General features: G+C 73.1%; 19 protein-coding genes and 1 pseudogene. 8 read left to right on the forward strand and 12 right to left on the reverse strand.

The genetic code is table 11. From position 1 onward, the window contains the following. Window positions 1-57: 57 nt before the first annotated feature. The 4 genes from BMY61_RS37760 to BMY61_RS37775 all read right to left on the reverse strand — a co-directional run bounded on the left by BMY61_RS37760 (window position 58) and on the right by BMY61_RS37775 (window position 4,953). Entirely contained in the window at window positions 58-1,566 is a 1,509-nt protein-coding gene (locus BMY61_RS37760; protein WP_042456627.1) for an LCP family protein, read from the reverse strand. A gap of 436 nt (window positions 1,567-2,002) precedes the next feature. Then, the gene (locus BMY61_RS37765) at window positions 2,003-2,647 is read right to left on the reverse strand and encodes a LytR C-terminal domain-containing protein (RefSeq protein ID WP_052439292.1); all 645 of its coding nucleotides are present in this window, start codon (window positions 2,645-2,647) and stop codon (window positions 2,003-2,005) included. A 210-nt stretch (window positions 2,648-2,857) separates the two neighbouring features. After that, complete coding sequence (locus tag BMY61_RS37770; protein WP_042456624.1) at window positions 2,858-4,084, reverse strand: LCP family protein; 1,227 nt, start codon at window positions 4,082-4,084, stop codon at window positions 2,858-2,860. 104 nt (window positions 4,085-4,188) lie between these two features. Then, window positions 4,189-4,953, reverse strand: coding sequence for a TIGR03089 family protein (locus BMY61_RS37775; protein ID WP_042456621.1), 765 nt, complete (start codon window positions 4,951-4,953; stop codon window positions 4,189-4,191). Here BMY61_RS37775 and BMY61_RS37780 point away from each other — a divergent pair. Then, window positions 4,952-6,004: a DNA-3-methyladenine glycosylase family protein gene (locus BMY61_RS37780; RefSeq protein ID WP_425314733.1), complete on the forward strand. Its 1,053-nt coding sequence runs from the start codon at window positions 4,952-4,954 to the stop codon at window positions 6,002-6,004. The genes BMY61_RS37775 and BMY61_RS37780 overlap by 2 nt on opposite strands. 150 nt (window positions 6,005-6,154) lie before the next feature. Here the strand turns inward: BMY61_RS37780 and BMY61_RS37785 are convergent, their stop codons facing one another. Together BMY61_RS37785 and cofD are read right to left on the reverse strand one after the other, a co-directional pair. Beyond that, window positions 6,155-7,486, reverse strand: coding sequence for a coenzyme F420-0:L-glutamate ligase (locus BMY61_RS37785; RefSeq protein ID WP_042456618.1), 1,332 nt, complete (start codon window positions 7,484-7,486; stop codon window positions 6,155-6,157). Beyond that, window positions 7,483-8,451: a 2-phospho-L-lactate transferase gene (gene cofD / locus BMY61_RS37790; RefSeq protein WP_042456615.1), complete on the reverse strand. Its 969-nt coding sequence runs from the start codon at window positions 8,449-8,451 to the stop codon at window positions 7,483-7,485. The genes BMY61_RS37785 and cofD overlap by 4 nt, the downstream gene beginning before the upstream one ends. Before the next feature lie 90 nt (window positions 8,452-8,541). Here cofD and BMY61_RS37795 point away from each other — a divergent pair, with 90 nt between their 5' ends. Then, a complete protein-coding gene (locus BMY61_RS37795; RefSeq protein ID WP_042456612.1) occupies window positions 8,542-9,639 on the forward strand; it encodes an NAD-dependent epimerase/dehydratase family protein in 1,098 nt (365 codons plus the stop codon). Here BMY61_RS37795 and BMY61_RS37800 read toward each other — a convergent pair. The 4 genes from BMY61_RS37800 to BMY61_RS37815 all read right to left on the reverse strand — a co-directional run bounded on the left by BMY61_RS37800 (window position 9,624) and on the right by BMY61_RS37815 (window position 12,903). Then, the gene (locus BMY61_RS37800; RefSeq protein ID WP_042456609.1) at window positions 9,624-10,085 is read right to left on the reverse strand and encodes a cupin domain-containing protein; all 462 of its coding nucleotides are present in this window, start codon (window positions 10,083-10,085) and stop codon (window positions 9,624-9,626) included. The two genes, BMY61_RS37795 and BMY61_RS37800, sit on opposite strands and share 16 nt — an antisense overlap. Window positions 10,086-10,283: 198 nt before the next feature. Next, window positions 10,284-10,886, reverse strand: a complete 603-nt coding sequence (locus tag BMY61_RS37805) for a Uma2 family endonuclease (RefSeq protein WP_042456606.1) — start codon at window positions 10,884-10,886, stop codon at window positions 10,284-10,286. A 63-nt stretch (window positions 10,887-10,949) separates the two neighbouring features. Continuing rightward, window positions 10,950-12,083 (reverse strand): sensor histidine kinase, encoded by a 1,134-nt coding sequence (locus BMY61_RS37810; protein WP_042456603.1) that lies wholly within the window; start codon window positions 12,081-12,083, stop codon window positions 10,950-10,952. Then, window positions 12,076-12,903 (reverse strand): response regulator transcription factor, encoded by an 828-nt coding sequence (locus BMY61_RS37815; protein WP_082015503.1) that lies wholly within the window; start codon window positions 12,901-12,903, stop codon window positions 12,076-12,078. Before BMY61_RS37815 ends, BMY61_RS37810 begins: the two co-directional genes overlap by 8 nt. Window positions 12,904-12,970: 67 nt before the next feature. On the opposite strand from BMY61_RS37815, the pseudogene BMY61_RS47235 reads away from it, so the two are divergent. The 3 genes and pseudogenes from BMY61_RS47235 to BMY61_RS37830 form a co-directional block, all read left to right on the forward strand. After that, window positions 12,971-13,732, forward strand: a pseudogene (locus tag BMY61_RS47235) (glycosyltransferase family 2 protein); the annotation flags it as partial. 45 nt (window positions 13,733-13,777) lie between these two features. Beyond that, window positions 13,778-14,371: a TIGR04282 family arsenosugar biosynthesis glycosyltransferase gene (locus BMY61_RS47240; protein WP_244904232.1), complete on the forward strand. Its 594-nt coding sequence runs from the start codon at window positions 13,778-13,780 to the stop codon at window positions 14,369-14,371. Next, on the forward strand, window positions 14,368-15,075 hold the full coding sequence (locus BMY61_RS37830) for a class I SAM-dependent methyltransferase (protein WP_042456594.1): 708 nt from the start codon (window positions 14,368-14,370) through the stop codon (window positions 15,073-15,075). Before BMY61_RS47240 ends, BMY61_RS37830 begins: the two co-directional genes overlap by 4 nt. Before the next feature lie 89 nt (window positions 15,076-15,164). On the opposite strand, the gene BMY61_RS37835 is transcribed toward BMY61_RS37830, so the two are convergent. Continuing rightward, on the reverse strand, window positions 15,165-15,740 hold the full coding sequence (locus tag BMY61_RS37835) for a flavodoxin family protein (RefSeq protein WP_042456590.1): 576 nt from the start codon (window positions 15,738-15,740) through the stop codon (window positions 15,165-15,167). An 86-nt stretch (window positions 15,741-15,826) separates the two neighbouring features. Between BMY61_RS37835 and BMY61_RS37840 the strand changes: the two genes are divergently transcribed. Beyond that, window positions 15,827-16,228 carry a winged helix-turn-helix transcriptional regulator gene (locus BMY61_RS37840; protein ID WP_042456587.1) on the forward strand — a complete coding sequence of 134 codons (402 nt, stop codon included), beginning with the start codon at window positions 15,827-15,829 and terminating at the stop codon, window positions 16,226-16,228. A gap of 74 nt (window positions 16,229-16,302) precedes the next feature. Next, window positions 16,303-17,730, forward strand: coding sequence for a glycosyltransferase 87 family protein (locus tag BMY61_RS37845; RefSeq protein WP_063773377.1), 1,428 nt, complete (start codon window positions 16,303-16,305; stop codon window positions 17,728-17,730). On the opposite strand, the gene BMY61_RS37850 is transcribed toward BMY61_RS37845, so the two are convergent. After that, the gene (locus BMY61_RS37850; protein ID WP_042456585.1) at window positions 17,627-18,187 is read right to left on the reverse strand and encodes a cysteine dioxygenase; all 561 of its coding nucleotides are present in this window, start codon (window positions 18,185-18,187) and stop codon (window positions 17,627-17,629) included. The genes BMY61_RS37845 and BMY61_RS37850 overlap by 104 nt on opposite strands. A gap of 534 nt (window positions 18,188-18,721) precedes the next feature. Here BMY61_RS37850 and BMY61_RS37855 point away from each other — a divergent pair. Then, on the forward strand, window positions 18,722-18,994 hold the full coding sequence (locus BMY61_RS37855) for a WhiB family transcriptional regulator (protein ID WP_042456582.1): 273 nt from the start codon (window positions 18,722-18,724) through the stop codon (window positions 18,992-18,994). The last annotated feature ends 287 nt before the right edge of the window (window positions 18,995-19,281 follow it).

Raw genomic sequence — 19,281 nt, forward strand, 5'->3', positions numbered from 1 at the left:
GTGGCCCGGCCGGAGTGACCCGGCCGGGACGCCGCGCGGCTCAGCGGCGGGCGTGCATCACGGCGTCGTGTAGGGCTTGTAGTCGGGCGGCTGCGGGACGTTCGGCGGCGTCGTGCCCTTCCACACGTAGGGCGCGTAGACGTCCATGCACTGGCCGGCGTCCGCCGCCGCGTTCTGGGTGACGGCGCTCGTCGGCACGGCCCCTTGCTTGGGCAGGGTGTCGCGGTAGTCGAAACCGGTCGGCCACTCGCTGCCGACCCGCAGCACCAGGTGCGTGACGGACGGGTCCGCCTTGAGCACGGACGGCGTCAGGCCCAGCTCGGCGGCGACGGCCTGCGCCTGCGCCTGGTCGGCGGCCGGGTAGCTGAGCTGCGTACCGCCGGTGACGGTCTGCGTGTCGCGGACGGCCTTGGTGAAGCCCGCCGCGACCAGGTGGTCGGTCATCGCCTTGCCGCGGCCGTCGACGCTCGCGTTCTCGACCGAGATCTGCACGGCCGCCTTGTCCACCGGCGCGCTGCTCGCGCGGGGCGTCGCGGACGGGGAGGGGCTGCTGCTCGGCGCCGAGGACGCGCCGCCCTTGTCGAGCGGGATGTCGTTGGCGATCATCGAGAAGATCTTGTCGCTGTCCGCGTTGAGCGCCGGCACCCAGTTGTTCGGGTCGCTCTGGCCCGGGTAGGTCAGGTGGTCGAACGGGATCGTCACCGTGGTGACCCGGCTGGCCGGCACCTTGTTGAACTCCAGCGCGAGTGAGGTCATCGCCTCGATGCTCTTCAGGCTCGGGTCCACGGTCATCGCGGAGGTGGCTGCCTGGGCGAGGGAGTTGACCTTGAGCGGGTCGAGCAGCGTGTTGGCCGACTTCATCTTGCGGATCATGGAGTTCAGGTAGAGGTGCTGCGCGTGGGTGCGGCCGATGTCGGTGCCGTCCTCCCAGGCGTGGCGGGTGCGCAGCCACTCCAGCGCCTGGACGCCGTAGATCGTGTGCGTGCCGGCCGGCAGGACGAGGTCGGAGCCTTCCTCGTGTTCGCCGGTGTTGTCATAGGTGATCTTGTAGTCGGCGACGTTCTGCTTCGTGCACACCTGCACCCCGCCGACCGCGTCCGCCATCTTCACCACGCCGGAGAAGTCGAGCATGACGAAATGGTCGATCTGGATGTGACTCAGACTCTCCCATGTGTCCACGACACAGCCCGGCCCGTAGGCGAGGGTCTCGGTGATCTTCCGGTGCCCGGTCGGCATGCCCTTGCAGGCGTACGGCTGGACCCAGGTGTCGCGCGGCATGCTGGTGATCGAGGCGTTGGTGCGGTCCGCGGAGATGTGGACCAGCATCTCGACGTCCGCGTGGCCCGCGCCGCCGACCGAGTCCTGCGAGCCGCCGAGGCTCAGGTCCGAGGAGCTGTTGCGTGAGTCCGATCCGATGACCAGGACGTTGATGGGCGCGCTGCCACCCACCGACTTCTCGGCCACGGTCGAGGGGGCGGGGCCGGCGCCCGAGTGCAGCGCCTCCGAGTGGATGTTGCTGTCCAGCACCTTCACGTAGACGTAGATGCCCGCCGCGGAGAGCAGCACCGTCGTGGAGGCTGCGACGGCCGTCCACTTGAGGACGCGTTTTCTGCGTCCGGCCTTCTTCCGGTGCCCGTTCCGCCGAGCCCGGCGGGTCCCCTCCCCGCTCGGACCGGAATTACCGGAAAAGAACTCCGCGTCGGAATTCTCTATTTCGTCCGGGGTGTCCGTAATCGGCGCGCGGGCGACTTGTCGTTCATTGTTCAAGGGTCGGTTCCCCCCTCGGCGGTGTGCGTTCCACAGCCCTGCCCCCGCGTGCTGTATCCGCAAGACTTTAACCATTCGTGGTCTGCAGTTCACGAGCAGGAGGGTGGGAACAGAACAAGAGAAATGCCTAGTTCCGGTGCGCTCCGTCACACACCGTGTGCAAGGAATTCCACTCGGTTCACCATTCGCAGGAACCTCCCGGGGCGCATGGACGCGACGGCCCGGCAAACGGTTCCTAGCAGTGGGAGAAAGATTTGCCGACGCCTCGGAAGTCGGTTCCGAGCGTCAGCACCATCGGGTCACGCGCGCCGCGCGCGGTCCCGTTCCCGTGCAGGGCGGAGGCGGGCAGGCCGAGGGCCGCGACCAGCGTGCGGGCCTGGTCGGCGTGGTTCGGCGCGTAGACGAGCGTGGTGGTCGCCTGGTGCGAGGCCGGGCCGCCGTTGCTGGTGCGCAGGAACTTCTCGGTGTTCTGCATCCAGTTCAGCACCGCCTCCGCCTGCCCGAAGGTTCCACTGCCGTTCAGCACCGTCACCCGGGTGTCCAGCGGCAGTGCCTTGGCCCCCGAGGTGGCGAAGGCGGTGTCGGCGGGCTCCGGCGCGCAGGCCGGCGCCGCAGAGGCCGAGATCGAGGGCGGTGCGGCCGAGGCCGAGGAGTCGGCTGCGTCCTGAGCAGCGGCGCTCGGGGCACCGCCGCCGTGCAGCGCCAGGTAGCCGCCGACGGCCGCGATCGCCACGAAGCCGGCCACGGCGGCCAGCCAGGGGCCGCTGCGCGTACCGCCGCGTGCCCGCCCGCGCCCCTTGGCCCGGGCGCGTGAGGCCGAGCGCGAGCCGTTGCGCGACGCGGCGCGGGAGCCGGTGCCCGACCCCTCGCGGGAAGCCATGGGGGCTCCGGCGTCCGGGGTGTCGACCCGTCGCCTGCCGCCGCCCTTGCCACGCGTGCCCACGTACCGCTCCCGTTCCGTTCCCGCAGCTTCCCGTCGTTGCGGCGTCAGCGTAGCGGGCGCGGCTGAGCGATTCCGGCAGGGGCGCGTCCGTTCACAGGTCGGTTCAGGGGTCGGTCAGGGCGCCGGCTCCCGCCGGGTTCAGGGGCATCAGGGAGTGGCGCAGACGTCCTGGGCCGCGGAGCGGCCGGTGTACGTCGGCGCGGGGGTCGGATCCGCCGCGGCCGCGGCGACGGCGACCGGCAGGGCGAACGGGAGTCGGGTCGTGGAGCCGACGCCCGTATTCACCGTTCCGGGTGACGCCGCTGCCGCCGTCCCGGTCGGACCGGGGGAGACCGTCACGGGCTGGTCGTTGCGCAGTTGCCGGAACAGCTCCGCCGCGTCCGGCTGCTTGAACTGGTCGCGGTTGCGGTCGAGGACGTACGGCTCCCGGGGCGCGGTCAGGAAGCTCACCTGACTGGCCGGCAGGTGCGACAGGCTCGACGCCAGGTCGTAGAGCTTGCTCAGCGAGTCCAGCCCCGGATCGACCGTCAGCGACGAGGTCGCCGCGTCCAGGAGCGGGTACAGGCGCGTCGGGTTGAGCAGGACGCCCGAGCTGTCGATCTTCGCGACCAGGGAGGAGAGGAAGTCCTGCTGACGGCCCATCCGCTGGGTGTCGCTGCCGTCGCCCAGCGCGTAGCGCACCCGCACGTAGCCGAGCGCCTGCTCGCCGTCGAGGGTCTGCCGGCCCGCCGGCAGGTCCAGCGCGGCGTCCTTGTCGACGACCGGCTGGGACAGGCAGACCTCCACCCCGCCCACCGCGTCGACCATCTTCTTGAACCCGGTGAAGTCGACCACCACGAAGTGGTCGATCCGGATGTCCGTGAGCTTCTCGACGGTGCGGATCGTGCAGGCCGTGCCGCCCTGCTCGTACGCCGAGTTGAACATGCCCTGGTACGGCGCGGTGACCTTGCCGCTCGGCAGCTCGCACGCGGGCACGTCGACCATCGCGTCGCGTGGCAGGCTGACGGCCACGGCCCGGCGTCGGTCACGGCCGATGTGCAGCAGGATCGTGGTGTCCGAGCGCGCCCCGATGGTGGTGCCGTACGCGGCGTTGGCGCCTGCCCGCGAGTCGGAGCCGATGACCAGGATGTTCTCGCCGTTGACCTCCGTGGGACGGGAGGAGCTCGGCCCGAGCAGCCTGTCGGTCGTCGTGTCGGCGTGGATGTTGCCGTTCAGCTTGGTGTAGCCGATCCACACCGTGCCCACGGCCAGGAGCAGCAGCACCCCGAGCCCGAGGGAGAGCCAGAACACGACTCGACGCCGTCTGCCGCTGCTGCCCACGAGACCCCCGGTCGGGTAGACGACGATGGACGGCAGCGTGCTGCTGCCGTCCATCGATCATGTCCGGGGTGGGTGGCGATCACAGGTGGAGTGACCCGTCCGGGGGACGGGTCCGGGTGATCGGACCGGCTGACGGGTGCTGGTCCAACAGGCGGGTGCTAGTCCAGCTGACGGGTGACGCGTTCGTCCGCGATGCGCCGGGCCAGGGTCTCGGGAGCGAGCGACTCGCTGTGGCGGCACAGCACCACGCTGCCGCCGACCACCAGCGGCGCGAGCAGCCCGCCGGCCAGGCCGTCCCAGTCGCCGTAGCTGAGCGTGGACAGCACCCGGTCCTCCTCGCCGAGCCCCAACTGCCGCGCGTGCTCGGCCGCCAGCGCGACCACGTGCGAGCCGCTGAGCTGCTCGCCGTCGATCTCCAGGGCCGGCCGCGCGGGGTCGACGGGCGCGTACGGCACGAACCGGTCCCCCTGGGCCGGCACCTCGACCGCGTAGTCCACGAAGCCGTCCGGCAGCTGCGGGAACCGCCCGCCGAGCGGACGCAGCGCCAGCGCCACCCGCTCGCCGTCGCAGTCCAGCGCCTCCTCCAGGCTGTCCGGTCCGCTGACGACCAGCTGCGCCTTGGCCGGGTCGCCGCCCGGACAGGCCAGCACGCCCACCGACCAACAGGCGAAGAGCCAGATCGCGCTCTGCCAGTGCGCGGGCAGCAGCAGCGCGCATCTGTCGTCCGGGGCGGCCAACAGCTCGTCCTGCAGCAGGTTCGCGGTCTTGGCCACCCAGTTGTCGAACGTCTTGACGGAGAGCTCGACCCGCTCGCCCGTCGCGTCGTCGTAGAAGGTGATGAGAGGCCGCGCCGGATCGGCTTCGAGAAGGGAGCGCAGCAGATCGGCGGGGGACTCTGCGCCGCTGAGGGGTGTCTGGCTCATGGTGGTGCCCAGCCTACGGCGTGCGCCGGGCGAAGGGACCAGGCCCCCACCGCTAACTTTGCGTGCCGGTAACCTGGCTCAAGTGAGAAGTGGGACTGACGCGACCGCGGGAACGCCCGCACCGGCACAGGGCGCGGTGCGCGTCTGGAAGCCGGACGGCCCACTCGACCTCGCGATGACCTTCGGATTCCTGCGGCGCGGCCCCCTCGACCCCGCCTACCGGCGCACCCGCGACGGCGCGCTGTGGCGCGTCTCCCGCACCCCTGCCGGCGTCGGCACGCTCCGGCTGCGCACCCGCCCCGCGGAAGGGGCCGTCGAGGCGACGGCCTGGGGCGCGGGCGCGTCCTGGCTGCTGGACGCGGTCCCGCGCTGGCTCGGCGCGGACGACGACCCGTCCTCCTTCGACCCGCGCGGCCAACGCCTGCTGCGCGACGCGCACGCCCGCCACCCCGGTCTGCGGATCGGGCGCACCGGGCTGGTCATGGAGTCCCTGGTCCCCGCGATCCTGGAACAGAAGGTCACCACCGGTGAGGCCTACGAGGCGTGGCGGATGCTGCTGCGGCAGTACGGCGAGCCGGCGCCGGGCGGGTCCGCGGTCCCGCCGTTCATGTACGCGCCGCCCGCGGCGCGCGACTGGGCGATGATCCCCTCCTGGGCCTGGCACCGCGCCCGCGTCGACGGCAAGCGCGCCGCCACGGTCGTGCGGGCGGCGAGGCTCGCTCCGCGGCTGGAGGAGGCGTCGGTGATGTCCCCGGCCGACGCCGTCGCCCGGCTGACGTCCGTCCCCGGCATCGGCGTCTGGACGGCGGCGGAGACGCTCCAGCGCAGCAACGGCGACGCGGACGCCGTGTCCGTCGGGGACCTGCACCTGCCGAACACGGTCGGTTGGGCCCTCGCCGGACGGGAACGCAGCGACGACGCGGTGATGCTGGAGCTCCTCGAGCCGTACCGGCCCCACCGCTACCGCGTCTGCCGCCTGCTCCACACACTGCACGTCGCCGCGCCACGGCGTGCCCCGAGGTACGCCCCGCACGATTTCCGCGACATGTAGCTCGGTGAGGCTCCCGCAGGACGTTGCACTGTCGGGGGGCGCGGGGAACTGCGCGACAAGCCACCGTGTGTGGTGAGTCCCCGAACGCGCAGGGCCATCCGCACAGGGTGGTTTCTCGCACAGTTCCCCGCCCCCCTGAGGGTGATGCAGCTACCTCACCGTCAGAAAGTGCTCCGGGTCTCGTGGGTCGCGCGCAGGCGCGGGAGCGGCAGGGCGGCCGACGGCGACGGCGCCCATGGGATCCCACTCCGCGGGGAGTTCCAGCACCTCACGGACCGTGTCGCGGCAGAACATCGTCGAGGAGACCCACGCCGAGCCCAGACCCTCACCCGCCAGGGTGACCAGCAGGTTCTCCACCGCCGCGCCCATCGCCACCACGAACATCTCCCGCTCCGCCGCCGCACGGCGCGCGTCGGGGTAGTCGTGGGCGCCGTCCATGACCAGGCACGGCACGACCAGGTACGGCGCGTTGCGCAGCACGTCGCCGCGACGGACGCGGCGGGCGACGCGCTCAGGGTCCCAGCCGTCGAGGTCGACCAGGTCGCGGTTCCAGGCCGCGAGCATCGCGTCGAGCAGGCGGACGCGCATGGCCTCCGTCTCGACCAGGACGAAGCGCCACGGCGTCGTGTGGTGCGGGGCGGGAGCCGTGATCGCGGCCGCGACGGCGCGGCGGACCGCGCCGGCGTCGACCGGTTCGTCGGTGAAGGCACGGACCGTGCGTCGGCCGTGCACGGCCTCGCGGACCGCCTCGGAGGTGCCCAGGCGGAAGAGGTCGTCCTCGCCGGGGCGGATCAGCGGGCGGATGCCGTCGCCGTCGTCCTCGGTCACCACGTGGGCCAGGCCGCGGACGATCGCGACCGGGCGGCCGGAGGTCTTGCCCTTGACCAGGTCCGCCGCCGCGGCGAGCTCGTCCGCGGTCGCGGTGACGGTCAGCGAGAGCTCGTTGCCGTGGTTGTCGGCGCGGCCGCGGTGGTCCTCCAGGACCGCGACGCCGGCGGCGCCGATCGCCACGTCGGTGAGGCCGTTGCGCCAGGGGCGGCCGAAGGTGTCGGTGATCAGCACACCCACCTGGGCGCCGGTCAGTTCGTGGAGGCGCTTGCGCAGCGCCCGCGCGGAGGCGTCCGGATCCTCCGGCAGCAGCAGCACCGTGCCGGGCGGGGTGTTCGACGCGTCGACGCCGGCCGCGGCCATGACCAGGCCCTGGCGGTTCTCCACGATCCGGGTCCGGCCGCGCCGGGCGACGACGCGGACGGCCTCCGCGTCGATCGCCGCCTCGCGGTCCGTGGCCTCGACGATCCGGCCCTCCGCCTTGCTGACGATCTTCGAGGTGACCACGACGAGGTCGCCGTCGCGCAGGGCGAAGCCCTCCGTGGCGACGAGCAGCGCGGCGATGTCGTCACCGGCGGCGATCTCGGGCAGGCCGGGCACCGCGAGGAGCTCGACCCGATCGACCCGATCGGCGGGCTGCGCGTCGGCGGTCACCCGCGCACCTGCTCGGCCAGTTCCAGGGCCTGACGGGCCATCGCGGCCGTGGTGTCGACGTCGGTCATCAGCAGCGGCACCGCACGGCAGATGATGCCGGCCGCCTCGACCTCGGCGACCGAGGCCTCGTCGCCGGTGTGGACGAGCCAGCCGTCGAGCAGGTCGGAGCCGTAGTGCTTGGCCACGGCCGCCGCGCTGCTCTCCACGCCGACGGCCTCCAGCACCTTGTCGGCCATGCCGCGCACCGGCGCGCCGCCGACGATGGGGGAGAGGCCGACGATCGGCGCCTGGGCGGCGACCAGGGCCTCGCGCACACCGGGGACGGCGAGGATGGTGCCGATGGAGACGATCGGGTTGGACGGCGGGAAGAGGATCACGTCCGCCTCGGCGACGGCCTCGACCACACCGGGCGCGGGCTTGGCCGTCTCGGCGCCGACCGGCAGGATCGCCTCGGCGGGGACGGCGGCGTGCAACTTGACCCAGTACTCCTGGAAGTGGACCGCGCGGCGCTTGCCGCCCTGCTCGGGGTCCTCGATGACCACGTGGGTCTCCACGCGGTCGTCGGTCATCGGCAGCAGCCGGACGCCCGGCTGCCAGCGGTCGCACAGCGCCTCGGTGACGGCACTCAGCGGGTAGCCGGCGCCGAGCATCTGGGTGCGGACGATGTGGGTGGCGAAGTCCCGGTCGCCCAGTCCGAACCAGGACGGGCCGACGCCGTAGGCGGCGAGCTCCTCCTTGACCGACCAGGTCTCCTCCGCGCGGCCCCAGCCCTGCTCCTCGTGGATGCCGCCGCCGAGCGTGTACATCACCGTGTCCAGGTCGGGGCAGACCTTCAGCCCGAACAGGTGGATGTCGTCGCCCGTGTTCCCGATGACGGTGATCTCGTCGGCGGGGCCGACCGCCGCCTTGAGCCCGCGCAGAAAGCGGGCTCCGCCGATGCCTCCGGCCAGTACGGTGATGCGCATGCCGCCTATCCTTCCAGGCGTCCTTACGGAGTGGTGACGTGACGGTGTTCACTACTGCCCCGAGGCGGCGGGCGGCCTAGCGTCGGCTGCATGGAGGTACTGCTGACCGGCGGGGCCGGCTTCATCGGAACGGCGATCGCGAGAGCACTGCTCGCGGACGGGCACACCGTTCACGTCTTTGATCAGCGGCCCGTGTCGCTACCAGGTGTCACATCCGTGCGCGGTGATCTCCGCGACCCGAGCGTGGTCGCGGACGCACTGCGCGGAGTGGACGCCGTCTGCCACCAGGCCGCCATGGTCGGCCTCGGCGTCGACTTCGCGGACGCGCCCGCCTATGCCGGCGCCAACGACCTCGGCACCGCCGTCCTGCTCGCGGCGATGGCCCGCGCGGACGTGCGCCGACTGGTGTTGGCCGGCTCGATGGTCGTCTACGGCGAGGGCCGCTACCACTGCCCCGCCCACGGCCCCGTGCCCGCGCCACCGCGCCGCGTCGCGGACCTCGAGGTGGGCCGCTTCGACCCGCGCTGCCCGCGCTGCGGCGCGGAACTGACGCCGGGCCTGGTCGGCGAGGACGCCCCGGCCGACCCGCGCAACGTCTACGCCGCGACCAAGCTCCACCAGGAGCACCTCGCCTCCGCCTGGGCCCGCGCCTGCCGCGGCACCGCGGTGTCGCTGCGGTACCACAACGTCTACGGTCCCGGCCTGCCCCGCGACACCCCCTACGCGGGCGTCGCCGCCCTCTTCCGCTCCGCGCTCGCGCGCGGCCGGGCCCCTCGGGTCTTCGAGGACGGCGCCCAACGCCGTGACTTCGTCCATGTCAGGGACGTGGCCTCGGCGAACCTGGCGGCACTTGCCTCGCTGGACACCCGTGACCCGGGGGCCTTCCGCGCCTACAACGTCGGCAGCGGCGAGATCCACACGGTCGGGGACCTCGCCTCCGCGCTCGCCGCCGCGTACGGCGGCCCGGCGCCGGTCGTCACGGGGGAGTTCCGCCTCGGCGACGTCCGCCACATCACCGCGGACTCGCGCCGCCTGCGCGCCGAGCTGGGCTGGGCGCCGCGCGTCTCCTTCACGGACGGCATGGCCGAGTTCGCGGCGGAAGCGGCCGAAGGGGCGGAGGCGGCCGAAGCGGTGGAGGCTGCCGAGGGAGCCGACGCGGAGGAGGCCGACGCCTACCCGAGGAACTGACGCAGTGCCGCGCGGTGGGCGGGCGGCAGGTCCGCCTCCTCGGCGAACGCGTGGTCGGCGAAGTCGAACCCCGGCGTCACCACCTCCGCGACCAGCGCGTACCGCGCGCCCTCGGGCAACCGCGACGCCTTCCACCACCCGCCGGGGACGAGCAGATCACGGGCGTCCCCGGCGCCCAGCACCCGCACCCGCAGCCGCCCCTCGGCGTCGACGGTGTGGTACTCGACGGGGTCGCCCTCCAGGAAGAAGTGCAGGATGTCGCTGCGGTTCCGGTGCAGCCGCCCGCACGGCTGCGCGGCCGTCATCAGGTAGTAGATCGAGGTCACCGTCGGCCGCTCCCCGCCTGCGGCGGCATGCGCGTGCGGGCTCGTGTAGACCCGCCGGTAGAACCCGCCCTCGGGGTGCGGCTCCAACCCCAGCCCCTCGATCAACTCCCGCTCACGCATGCGCCCAGGCTAGGCCCGCACGACGGCGGCCCCGACCCCCGCCGCGCGGAGCCGCCGCGCGAGCAGCTCCGGCTCCGGCAGCGTCGCGACGTACGTGCCGGCGAGCACGCAGCCCCACCCCGTCCTCGCGAGGCCCGTCCTGCCCGCAGGAGGGACAAGGCCCCTGGAAACGGACGCTCTCACCGGCGCCCACCGCCGTCAGCTCCCGTAACGCCGGAAGGCGGAGGTGTCGATCCGCCACGGGCCGAAGGGGACGGTGTCACCGAAGACGTAGTCCCTGACCCGGTCGTAGCGCGGCCCGTCCGGGCCGGGGAGGATGGCCTCGTAGGTGAAGACGAGGCCCTTGCGAGGGTCGACCAGCAGGTAGTGCGGGATGCCCATCGCGGGGTAGTCGGCGACCTTGTCGATGTAGTCGTTGTCCGGGTTGTTCTTCGACACGACCTCGACCACGGCCAGGATGGCGCCCGCGTCGACCGTGCCCTCGGACTCGTCCAGCACGCGCAGCGGCACGACCACCGCGTCGGGGCGGCGCATCCGGCCGATGGAGGGGTCCTCGATCTCGGCCCCGGACTGGGCGATCACGTCGGTGTCCGGGTGCGTGCGCGGGATCTGATCCTCCAGCTGACGCACCACGCGGTAGACGATCGACTCGTGGCGCCCGGCCGGGCTCATCATCACGAACGGGCCCGCCGCGCCGATCTCGACGCCCCAGAAACCCTCCAGGTGGTCGGCCAGCGGCCACAGCTCGGTGGCGATGGCGCGCATGCGCGCGTACTCCTGCGGGTCGACCGGCTCCGGCATCGCTCACTCCCTCCGATCGCGGGCCACGGTACGAAAGTACCGCGGCCCGCGATCGGTGCGCGTTCAGAGCGCCGCCGTCGGCAGCGCGATCTCGAAGCAGCAGCCGCCCGTGACGTTGCGGACCGAGGCGCGACCCTCGTGGGCCTCGACGATGCCGCGGACGATGGCGAGGCCGAGGCCCGCGCCGGCCTCGCCCGCTGCGGGGGTGGTGCGGGGGGTGCGGGCGGCCGCGCCGCGGAATCCGGTGTCGAAGACACGGGACAGGTCGGCCTCCGGGATGCCGCCGCAGCCGTCGGTGACCGAGAGCACGACCTCGCGGTCGAAGGCGTGGGCCGAGACGGCGACCGTGCCGTCGACGGGTGTCGCGCGGATCGCGTTGACCAGCAGGTTGGCCAGGACTCTGGTGATCTCGCGCGGGTCCACCTCCACCGGGACCGGCGCGATGCCGCCGCCGACCAGGTGCACGCCGCGCTCCCGCGCCAGCGGGTACGCGCCCGCTATCGCGTCGCCGACCAGGTCGTAGACGGAGACCCGGGAGAGCGACAGCGTCAGCGCGCCCGCCTGGATGCGGGACAGCTCGAAGAGGTCGTCGACCATGCCGGTCAGCCGGTCCACCTCGGTGCGGATGCGCGCGTGGTAGCGGGAGGGGTCGTCGGCGACGCCGTCCTCCAGGGCCTCCGCCATGGCCCGCAGGCCGGCCAGGGGCGTGCGCAGGTCGTGCGAGATCCAGGCGATCAGCTCGCGCCGCGAGGACTCCAGCGCCCGCTCGCGCTGCCGCGACTCCGCGAGACGCTCGCTCGTCGCGGCCAGCTCCGCGCCCAGTGCCTGGAGCTCGGAGTTGAGCGGCACCGCGGGCGCCGTGAAGCCTGCGTCGCTGCCCACGGTCCGCGCCGCGCGCCGCAACTCCATGCTGCCGATGGCCACCTGACGGCCCAGCAGCCAGGCGACGACCAGCGACACCACCGAACCCATCGCCAGCACCACCACGACCACGCCGTAGTCGTGCCGGGACAGGAACATCGCCTGCGCCACCGCGATCGTCCCGGCCGCCACCGCCAGCACCGTCACCAGCGCGACCGTGAACAGCGACCACGACAGCGAGCGGCGCCGCAGCAGCACCACCGCGGGCCAGCCCGCGATCCCGGCCAGGCCCGCACCGAGGGCCGCGATGGCGGCCATCTCCAGCAGGTCATGCATCGGGCACCGCCGTCTCCAGCGCGCGGCCCGGCGCGTCCGAGGGGTCGAAGCGGTAGCCCACGCCCCACACGGTGGTGATCAGGCGCGGAGCCGCCGGGTCGTCCTCGACCTTCTCGCGCAGCCGCCGCACGTGCACGGTCACCGTCGACAGGTCGCCGAAGTCCCAGCCCCACACCCGGCGCATCAGCTCGTCGCGGCCGAAGGCCGTGCCGGGGTGCGCGAGCAGGAACGCCAGCAGGTCGAACTCGCGCAGCGTCAGCGTGAGCTCGCGGGCCCCACGCCAGGCGCGCCGCGCCGCCGGGTCGACGCGCAGGTCACCGGCGGCGACCGGCGCCGCCTCCTCGGGCGGCAGTGCGGGGCCGCCGCTGCGGCGCAGCACGGACTGGATCCGCAGCACCAGCTCGCGCGGCGAGAACGGCTTGGTGACGTAGTCGTCCGCGCCCAGCTCCAGGCCGAGGATCCGGTCGTGCTCGTCGCCCTTGGCGGTCAGCATGACGATCGGGACGGCGTGCGAGAGCGGCTCGGCGCGCAGGCGGCGGCAGACCTCCAGGCCGTCGATCTCCGGCAGCATCAGGTCCAGGACCACCAGGTCCGGGCGCCGCGCGGCGGCCTGCTCCAGCGCGGCCCGGCCGTCACCGGCACGGTCCACGGCGTATCCGGCGCGCTGCAGGTAGCCGGAGACGACCTCGGCCACGGTCGGGTCGTCGTCCACGACCAGGATCCGGCGTGGCACCGGGGCGGGCAGCGCCGGTGCGTCGAGTGCTTCGCTCACCCCTCCACGGTAGGAGGCTTCGGCCTGCGGTGACGCCCGAAGCGGCATTGACGTTCGTGTTCCGTAAGGTGCCGTAAGGGTCTGCGACGACCGTGCCGCTCCTAGCGTGAGGGGCATGGACGACGCGGAAGCGGTCGGGACGACCGTCGATCTGGTGCTGCCCTGCCTCGACGAGGCGGAGGCGCTGCCGTGGGTGTTGGGCCGAGTGCCGCGCGGGGTGCGGCCGATCGTCGTGGACAACGGCTCCACGGACGGCTCGGCGGAGCTGGCCGCCGAGCTGGGCGCGACGGTGGTGCACGAGACCCGGCGCGGGTTCGGCGCCGCCTGTCACGCGGGGCTGCTCGCGGCCACCGCCCCCTACGTCGCGTTCTGCGACTGCGACGCCTCGCTGGACCCGGCCGAGCTGCCGCGGCTGCTCGCGCCGCTGGCGACCGGCCGCGCCGAGCTGGTGCTGGGCCGCCGGGTGCCGGCCGGGCGCGGCGCCTGGCCTGCCCACGCCCGGCTGGCCAACGCCGAGTTGGCACGCCGGCTGCGCGCCCGGACCGGCGCCGCCCTGCACGACCTCGGGCCGATGCGGGTCGCCTCGCGGGAGCGGCTGCTGGCGCTGGGCCTTGGCGACCGCCGCTCCGGCTACCCGTTGGAGATGGTGCTCGCCGCGGCCTCGGCCGGGATGCGGCTCGCGGAGGTCCCCGTCGGCTACCACCCGCGCGCCGGACGGTCCAAGGTGACGGGCACGCTGCGCGGCACCCGGCAGGCGGTCCGCGACATGAGCGCGATCCTCGCCGCACCCGCCCCGGTGCTGCTGCTCCTGGCCAAGTCGCCCGCGCCGGGCCGGGTCAAGACCCGCCTCACCGCCTCCGGTCCGGCCTCCGTCACCCCCGAGCAGGCCGCGGCGGTGGCACAGGCGGCGCTGGTCGACACGATGGCGACACTGGATCAGGTCCCGGCCTCCCGCCGGGTGCTGGTGCTGGACGGTCTGCCCGGTCGCTGGCTTCGTCCCGGCTGGGAGGTGGTCCCGCAGTCCGGCGGCGGGCTCGACCACCGCCTCGCGTCCGCGTTCGCGGCGGTCGCCGGACCGGTTCCGGCGCTGCTGGTCGGCATGGACACCCCGCAGCTCGCCGCGCGTGTGCTGGCGGAGCCGCTGGCGCCCGCGGCGCGGGCGGGCGTCGACGCCTGGTTCGGCCCGGCCACCGACGGCGGCTTCTGGGCCTTCGGTCTGGCCCGCCCCGACGCGCGGCTGGCCGCGCGCCTGCTGCACGGCGTCCCGATGTCCGCGCCCACGACGGGGGCGGCACTGCGGGGCCGCCTCGCTGCGGAGGGTCTCCGGGTGCGGGACCTGCCGGAGCTCACCGACGTGGACACCCCCGCCACGGCGGACGCGGTCGCCTCGGCGGCACCGTCCTCACGCTTCGCGGCGGCGTGGCGGGAGGCACGCGCAGTGCGCGAGGTGCGCGAGGGGCAGCGGGTGCAGGAGGCACGGGAGGCGCGCGACGCGCAGAGTGCGCTGGTCCGGTGAGCGCGTACGGTCCGACCCCGGTCCTGGGCTGGGGTCACACGGACGACCCCTTCGCGACGGCCATGCGCACGGGCCGCGGCCCGCTCTGGTTCCGCCGCGAGGACGGCCTCGGCCGCATCCCCCTCCACGTCGAACGCTGGTGCGCCGAACCGGACCGCGCCGACCGTTCGCTCCTGCGGCGAGCGCTGCGGCGCGACCTGCCCACCCTCGACATCGGTTGCGGGCCCGGCCGGCTGGTCACCGCGCTCCAGTCGCGCGGGCTCCCCGCGCTCGGCGTCGACGTGACGCGGGCCGCAGTCACCCGGACGGTGGGGCTCGGCGGCAGCGCGCTGTGCCGCTCGGTCTTCGACCGGCTGCCGGGGGAGGGCCGCTGGGGCACCGCGCTCCTGGCCGACGGCAACCTCGGCATCGGCGGCGATCCGGCCGCGCTGCTGCGGCGCATCGCGCAACTGCTGGCCTTCGACGGCCGGTTGCTGGTGGAGGTGGAACCGGAGGACGTGGACGAGCGGTTCACGGTCTGCCTGGAGGACGGGTCGGGACGCCTGGGGCCGCCGTTCCCGTGGGCCCGCCTGGGCGTTCACGCGGCGATGCGGGTGGGGGAGTCGGCGGGTCTTGGCGCAGTAGGGGGTTGGCACTCCGGCGGTCGGCTCTTCCTGGAGCTTGCGTTGCAACATGCTCAGGGGCGCGGGGAGCTGCGCGAGTAACCACCGACGTGCGGATGGCCCTGCTCAGTGAGGACCATCTGCTCATCAGTGGCCTTTCGCGCAGTTCCCCGCGCCCCTGGGCCGTGCAACTACGCCGCCGGAGCGAAGCGCTTCGCCGTCTCGGCCAGACGACGGCCGAGGTGTTCGGCCGTCGCGATGTCGGCCTTGTGGACCGCGTCCGGGCCCTCGTCGACGTTGGTCTGGGCAGCAGCGCCGAGGAAGAAGCCGAGGCGGTTGAGGTCGTTCTCGGAGGCGTCGCTGCTGTTCCAGCCGGGGTGGATGCCCAGGTTGACCCAGTGCATGCCGTGCTGGGCGGCCAGGATCGTGAAGAACTGCAGGGTGTTCAGCTTGTCGCCGCTCTTGGAGCCGGAGTTGGTGAAGCCCGCGGCGAGCTTGTCCTTCCAGTCCAGGTTGAACCAGCGCTTGGACGTGGCCTCCGCGAACGTGTGGAACGCGCCGGACGCGGTGCCCATGTAGGTGGGGGAGCCGAAGACGATCGCGTCGGAGGCGTCCAGCAGGGACCACTGCTCGTCGGTGATCGTGTCGACGGGGATCAGGTGCACGGTGGCGCCGACCTCGGCCGCGCCGTCGCGGACGGCCTCGGCGAGGACCGCGGTGTGGCCGTAGCCGGAGTGGAAGGCAATGGAGATCACGGGGGTCGTCATGCCTCCGAGCTTTGCACTAACTTCTGGAAAGTGCAAACGAAAAGTTAGTGCTTCCGAATGGTTAGTCCCAGCGCTAACATGGCGGCATGGCTGACGTGCAGACCACCACCCAGGACGTCGAGGAGGAGTTCGACGTCTTCGCGCGCAACTGCCCTTCGCGCCCGGCGCTCGAGCACATCACCGGCCGCTGGGGCGTGCTGACCCTCGCCGCCCTGCGCGAGCTGGGCGTGGCGCGGTTCGGGGAGGTGCGGCGGAAGGTCGACGGGATCAGCGAGAAGATGCTGTCGCAGACCCTGCACCTGCTGGAGCGGGACGGGTTCGCCGACCGGACCGTCGTCGCGGCGATGCCGCCGCACGTCGAGTACCGGCTCACCCCGCTCGGCGAGCAGACCGCGGCCAAGCTGCTCGACCTGATCGAGCACCTGCACCACGCGATGCCCGCGATCCTCGCCGCGCAGGACCGCTACGACGCGGAGAAGGCCAACTAGCGCAGTTCTTACGGACCGCGGACGTCGGCCCGTTCGCACTCCCCGCAGGGGAGACGCGGTGCCACGGTGGTGCCGTGGCCGACAAGTCCAGGATCACCGCCTGCTCCGCCGTTCTCGTCCTGCTCGTCCTCGCGCTCGCGCGGACCTTCACCGGTGGCGGGACGCTCGGCCGCCGCGGGCCGTTGCACGGCTGGTACCTCGCCGACGGGCTGCTGTTCGCGCTCGCGCTGCTGCTCGCCCTGCTCGGGCGCGGGCTGCCGGAGCGGGCCGCGCGGGTGCTGGTGCTCGTCGGTGGCGCGGCCGTCGCCGCGACGGGCCTGCTGGCCGGGCCGCGCACCAGCGACGACGTCTACCGCTACGTGTGGGACGGGAACGTCCAGGCCGCCGGGGTCTCGCCCTACGCCTACGCGCCCGCTGACCCGGCCCTCGCCGGGCTGCGCGCGCAGGCGCCCGCGCTCTTCCCGCCGCCCTCCCACGGTCCGTGCGTCGCCTGGGACCTGCACCAGGTGGGGCAGATCTGCACGCACATCAACCGTCCGACAGTGCACACGATCTACCCGCCGTTCGCCGAGGTCTGGTTCCTGCTGGTCCATCTGCTCGGCGGCACCGTCCGTGTCGCGCAGCTGCTCGGCGCGCTGCTGGCCCTGGCGGTCACGGCGGTGCTGCTGCGGATGCTGCGTTCGCGGCGCGCGCCCGCGGCGTGGGCGGGGCTGTGGGCGTGGTGCCCGGGGGTGGCGATCTGGTCGGTGAACGACGCGCACATCGACACCCTCGGCGTACTGCTCGCGCTGCTGGGGATCGCGGCGGCGGTCGGTGGGCGCCGGCCCGGGGTGGTCGGCGCGCTGCTGGGGGCGGCGACGGCGGTGAAGCTGATCCCGGCGTTGGTGCTGCCCGGCCCGCTCGCCCGCCGGCGCGGACGCGGGCGGCTCCTGTGCGCGGCGGCGGGGACCTTCGCCCTGGCCTACCTGCCGTACGTGCTCGCGTCGGGTCTCGGCGTGATCGGCTTCCTGCCGGGCTACCTGCAGGAGGAAGGGTACGACCAGGGGCGCCGGTTCGGCCTGTTGGCGTTGCTGCCGTTGCCGCAGGCCGCGCTGGGGGTGGTGGCCGCGCTGGTGCTGGCGGGGGTGTCGCTCGCGGTGGTGCTGCGCGGCGATCCGGAGCGGCCCTGGGACGGGGCACTGGCGGTGACCGGCACGGCGCTGTTCCTGGCCACCCCCAGCTATCCCTGGTACAGCCTGCTGCTGCTGGCGCTCGCCGCAGTGGCGGGACGCTGGGAGTGGCTCGGGGTGCCGGTGGCCGGGCTGCTCGACTACCTCTACGGCGGCCAGGTGCAGCAGCCCGCGTATCTCGCGGCGCTGGCGCTGGTGGCCGTGGGCGTGCTCGCGCGGTCGGCCGGGCTCAGGCGAGCAACGCGCCCTGACCCTCGACCGTCTCCTGCCGCAGCACGTGCCCCGGGTACGGCGTCATCTGCGTCAGCCCCGGGAAGTACACGTGCAGGCTGACGGCGGGCTCCAGGGTGTCGTTGACGACCTCGTGCACGTAGCCGGGGGCGATCACGCGCTGCGTGCCGGAGGCGAGCGCGCGGGGCCCGCGGCCGGTGCCGAGCTCGGTCAGCTCGCCCTGCAGGACCGTCATGACGGCCGAGGAGCCGCCGTGGTCGTGGGCGCCGCTGCCCTGGCCGGGCAGCCAGCTGAGCAGCCAGACCTCGTAGCCGGGGCCGGTCTCCAGGCGGGCGTACCAGCGGGTGAGCGCGTCGTAGCGGACCAGTGGTTCCCAGCGGTCGCGGTCGGCGGCGACGCGGCGGGCCAGCGCGGCGAAGTCGCCGACGGTGCTGGGGTGGGCGAGCGGCTCGGGGGCGAGGTGCGGCCAGGCGAGCGGGTCGCCGGCGATGCTGACGTCGCTGAGGCCGTCGGGGAAGCGGGTGGGAACAGGGGTGGTGAGATGCGTGGCGGAGGTCACGGCTGTGTCGTCCTAGGGGGTGTCGCCCTCGGAGTCACGCAGCGGTGCTCGGGGCTGTCGGCTGGGGGAGAGATGAGGCCCTAGCGACAGCAACAACACAGCGCACTCGCGGCACGGCGAAGCGAGCCGTGAAGACGGCTGCTCGACGAGGCGCGGTGCATAGACATGCCGCTAGCAGACCTTGTCAAGACCGCCTTTGTCAACTTCCGGTCCGTTTCGGGAGGGACGTGTGGGGCTGGATCACCAGATCGGTGGATAAATCACCTCCTGGGTTTGGCGGTGCCGGTGGGCGGGAACGCCGCCCTCGACGCACCGGGACGAGCTTCCGTCCAGCGGTAGCTGCAGCTCCGGTTTGTCCGGATTTGCACACTTATGGTGATCGCTTGGTTCCAGGGAGTGAATCCCGGGCCCAATACCAGACCGCGGCTTGACGGCGGCGAAAGAACGCACATGTAATTTCACCCGTGTCCAAAGCCGCATCAGGTCACGGACGCATCACGGGGATGCACGGAGTACGAGGGGTAGGAGGCGCGCGTGAGCGAGCTCTTTGATCTGTTGGTCGTCGGCGACGAGGCAGGACTCGAGGAGGAGCTCGGCTGGCAGGAGCGCGCGCTGTGCGCCCAGACCGACCCGGAGTCCTTCTTTCCCGAGAAGGGTGGCTCGACCCGCGAGGCGAAGAAGGTCTGCCTCGCCTGCGAGGTGCGCAACGAGTGCCTCGAGTACGCCCTGGCCAACGACGAGCGCTTCGGCATCTGGGGCGGTCTGTCGGAGCGTGAGCGCCGGCGGCTGAAGAAGGCCGTGGTCTGACCCGTCGTCAACTGGCCACGTCCGATTCCTCCGCATATCGCATACTTGCTCGAATGCCCGACCATCGAGTGAAGGTTGTGTGAACGCTCCGGAGTCGGTCGGACGTAGCCGAACGACGACAGACCTCATGGTGGTGGACGCTGTATCGCAGGTGAGGGGTTCCCTCGGGTCACAATCGTCCGACGGCCCTCACCGCACCCCACGACAACCCGTTAGTGTGGTCCGCCAGCGGTGCGCCTGACGCGCGCACGCGTCGTGCCGATCAGCGAACCGGGGTCCGTCACAAG

Origin of the sequence: Streptacidiphilus jiangxiensis, from assembly GCF_900109465.1 — a bacterium.
GTDB classification, from domain to species: Bacteria; Actinomycetota; Actinomycetes; order Streptomycetales; family Streptomycetaceae; genus Streptacidiphilus; species Streptacidiphilus jiangxiensis.

What these genes read in the sequence shown, in the direction of transcription:
- BMY61_RS47240 (WP_244904232.1), top strand. Translation starts at nt 13,778, where the DNA reads ATGGCGACACTGGATCAGGTCCCGGCCTCCCGCCGGGTGCTGGTGCTG.
- BMY61_RS37800 (WP_042456609.1), bottom strand. Translation starts at nt 10,085, where the DNA reads ATGCGTGAGCGGGAGTTGATCGAGGGGCTGGGGTTGGAGCCGCACCCC.
- BMY61_RS37795 (WP_042456612.1), top strand. Translation starts at nt 8,542, where the DNA reads ATGGAGGTACTGCTGACCGGCGGGGCCGGCTTCATCGGAACGGCGATC.
- BMY61_RS37835 (WP_042456590.1), bottom strand. Translation starts at nt 15,740, where the DNA reads ATGACGACCCCCGTGATCTCCATTGCCTTCCACTCCGGCTACGGCCAC.
- cofD (WP_042456615.1), bottom strand. Translation starts at nt 8,451, where the DNA reads ATGCGCATCACCGTACTGGCCGGAGGCATCGGCGGAGCCCGCTTTCTG.
- BMY61_RS37810 (WP_042456603.1), bottom strand. Translation starts at nt 12,083, where the DNA reads ATGCATGACCTGCTGGAGATGGCCGCCATCGCGGCCCTCGGTGCGGGC.
- BMY61_RS37775 (WP_042456621.1), bottom strand. Translation starts at nt 4,953, where the DNA reads ATGAGCCAGACACCCCTCAGCGGCGCAGAGTCCCCCGCCGATCTGCTG.
- BMY61_RS37770 (WP_042456624.1), bottom strand. Translation starts at nt 4,084, where the DNA reads ATGGACGGCAGCAGCACGCTGCCGTCCATCGTCGTCTACCCGACCGGG.
- BMY61_RS37805 (WP_042456606.1), bottom strand. Translation starts at nt 10,886, where the DNA reads ATGCCGGAGCCGGTCGACCCGCAGGAGTACGCGCGCATGCGCGCCATC.
- BMY61_RS37815 (WP_082015503.1), bottom strand. Translation starts at nt 12,903, where the DNA reads ATGCCGCTTCGGGCGTCACCGCAGGCCGAAGCCTCCTACCGTGGAGGG.
- BMY61_RS37765 (WP_052439292.1), bottom strand. Translation starts at nt 2,647, where the DNA reads ATGGCTTCCCGCGAGGGGTCGGGCACCGGCTCCCGCGCCGCGTCGCGC.
- BMY61_RS37780 (WP_425314733.1), top strand. Translation starts at nt 4,952, where the DNA reads ATGGTGGTGCCCAGCCTACGGCGTGCGCCGGGCGAAGGGACCAGGCCC.
- BMY61_RS37840 (WP_042456587.1), top strand. Translation starts at nt 15,827, where the DNA reads ATGGCTGACGTGCAGACCACCACCCAGGACGTCGAGGAGGAGTTCGAC.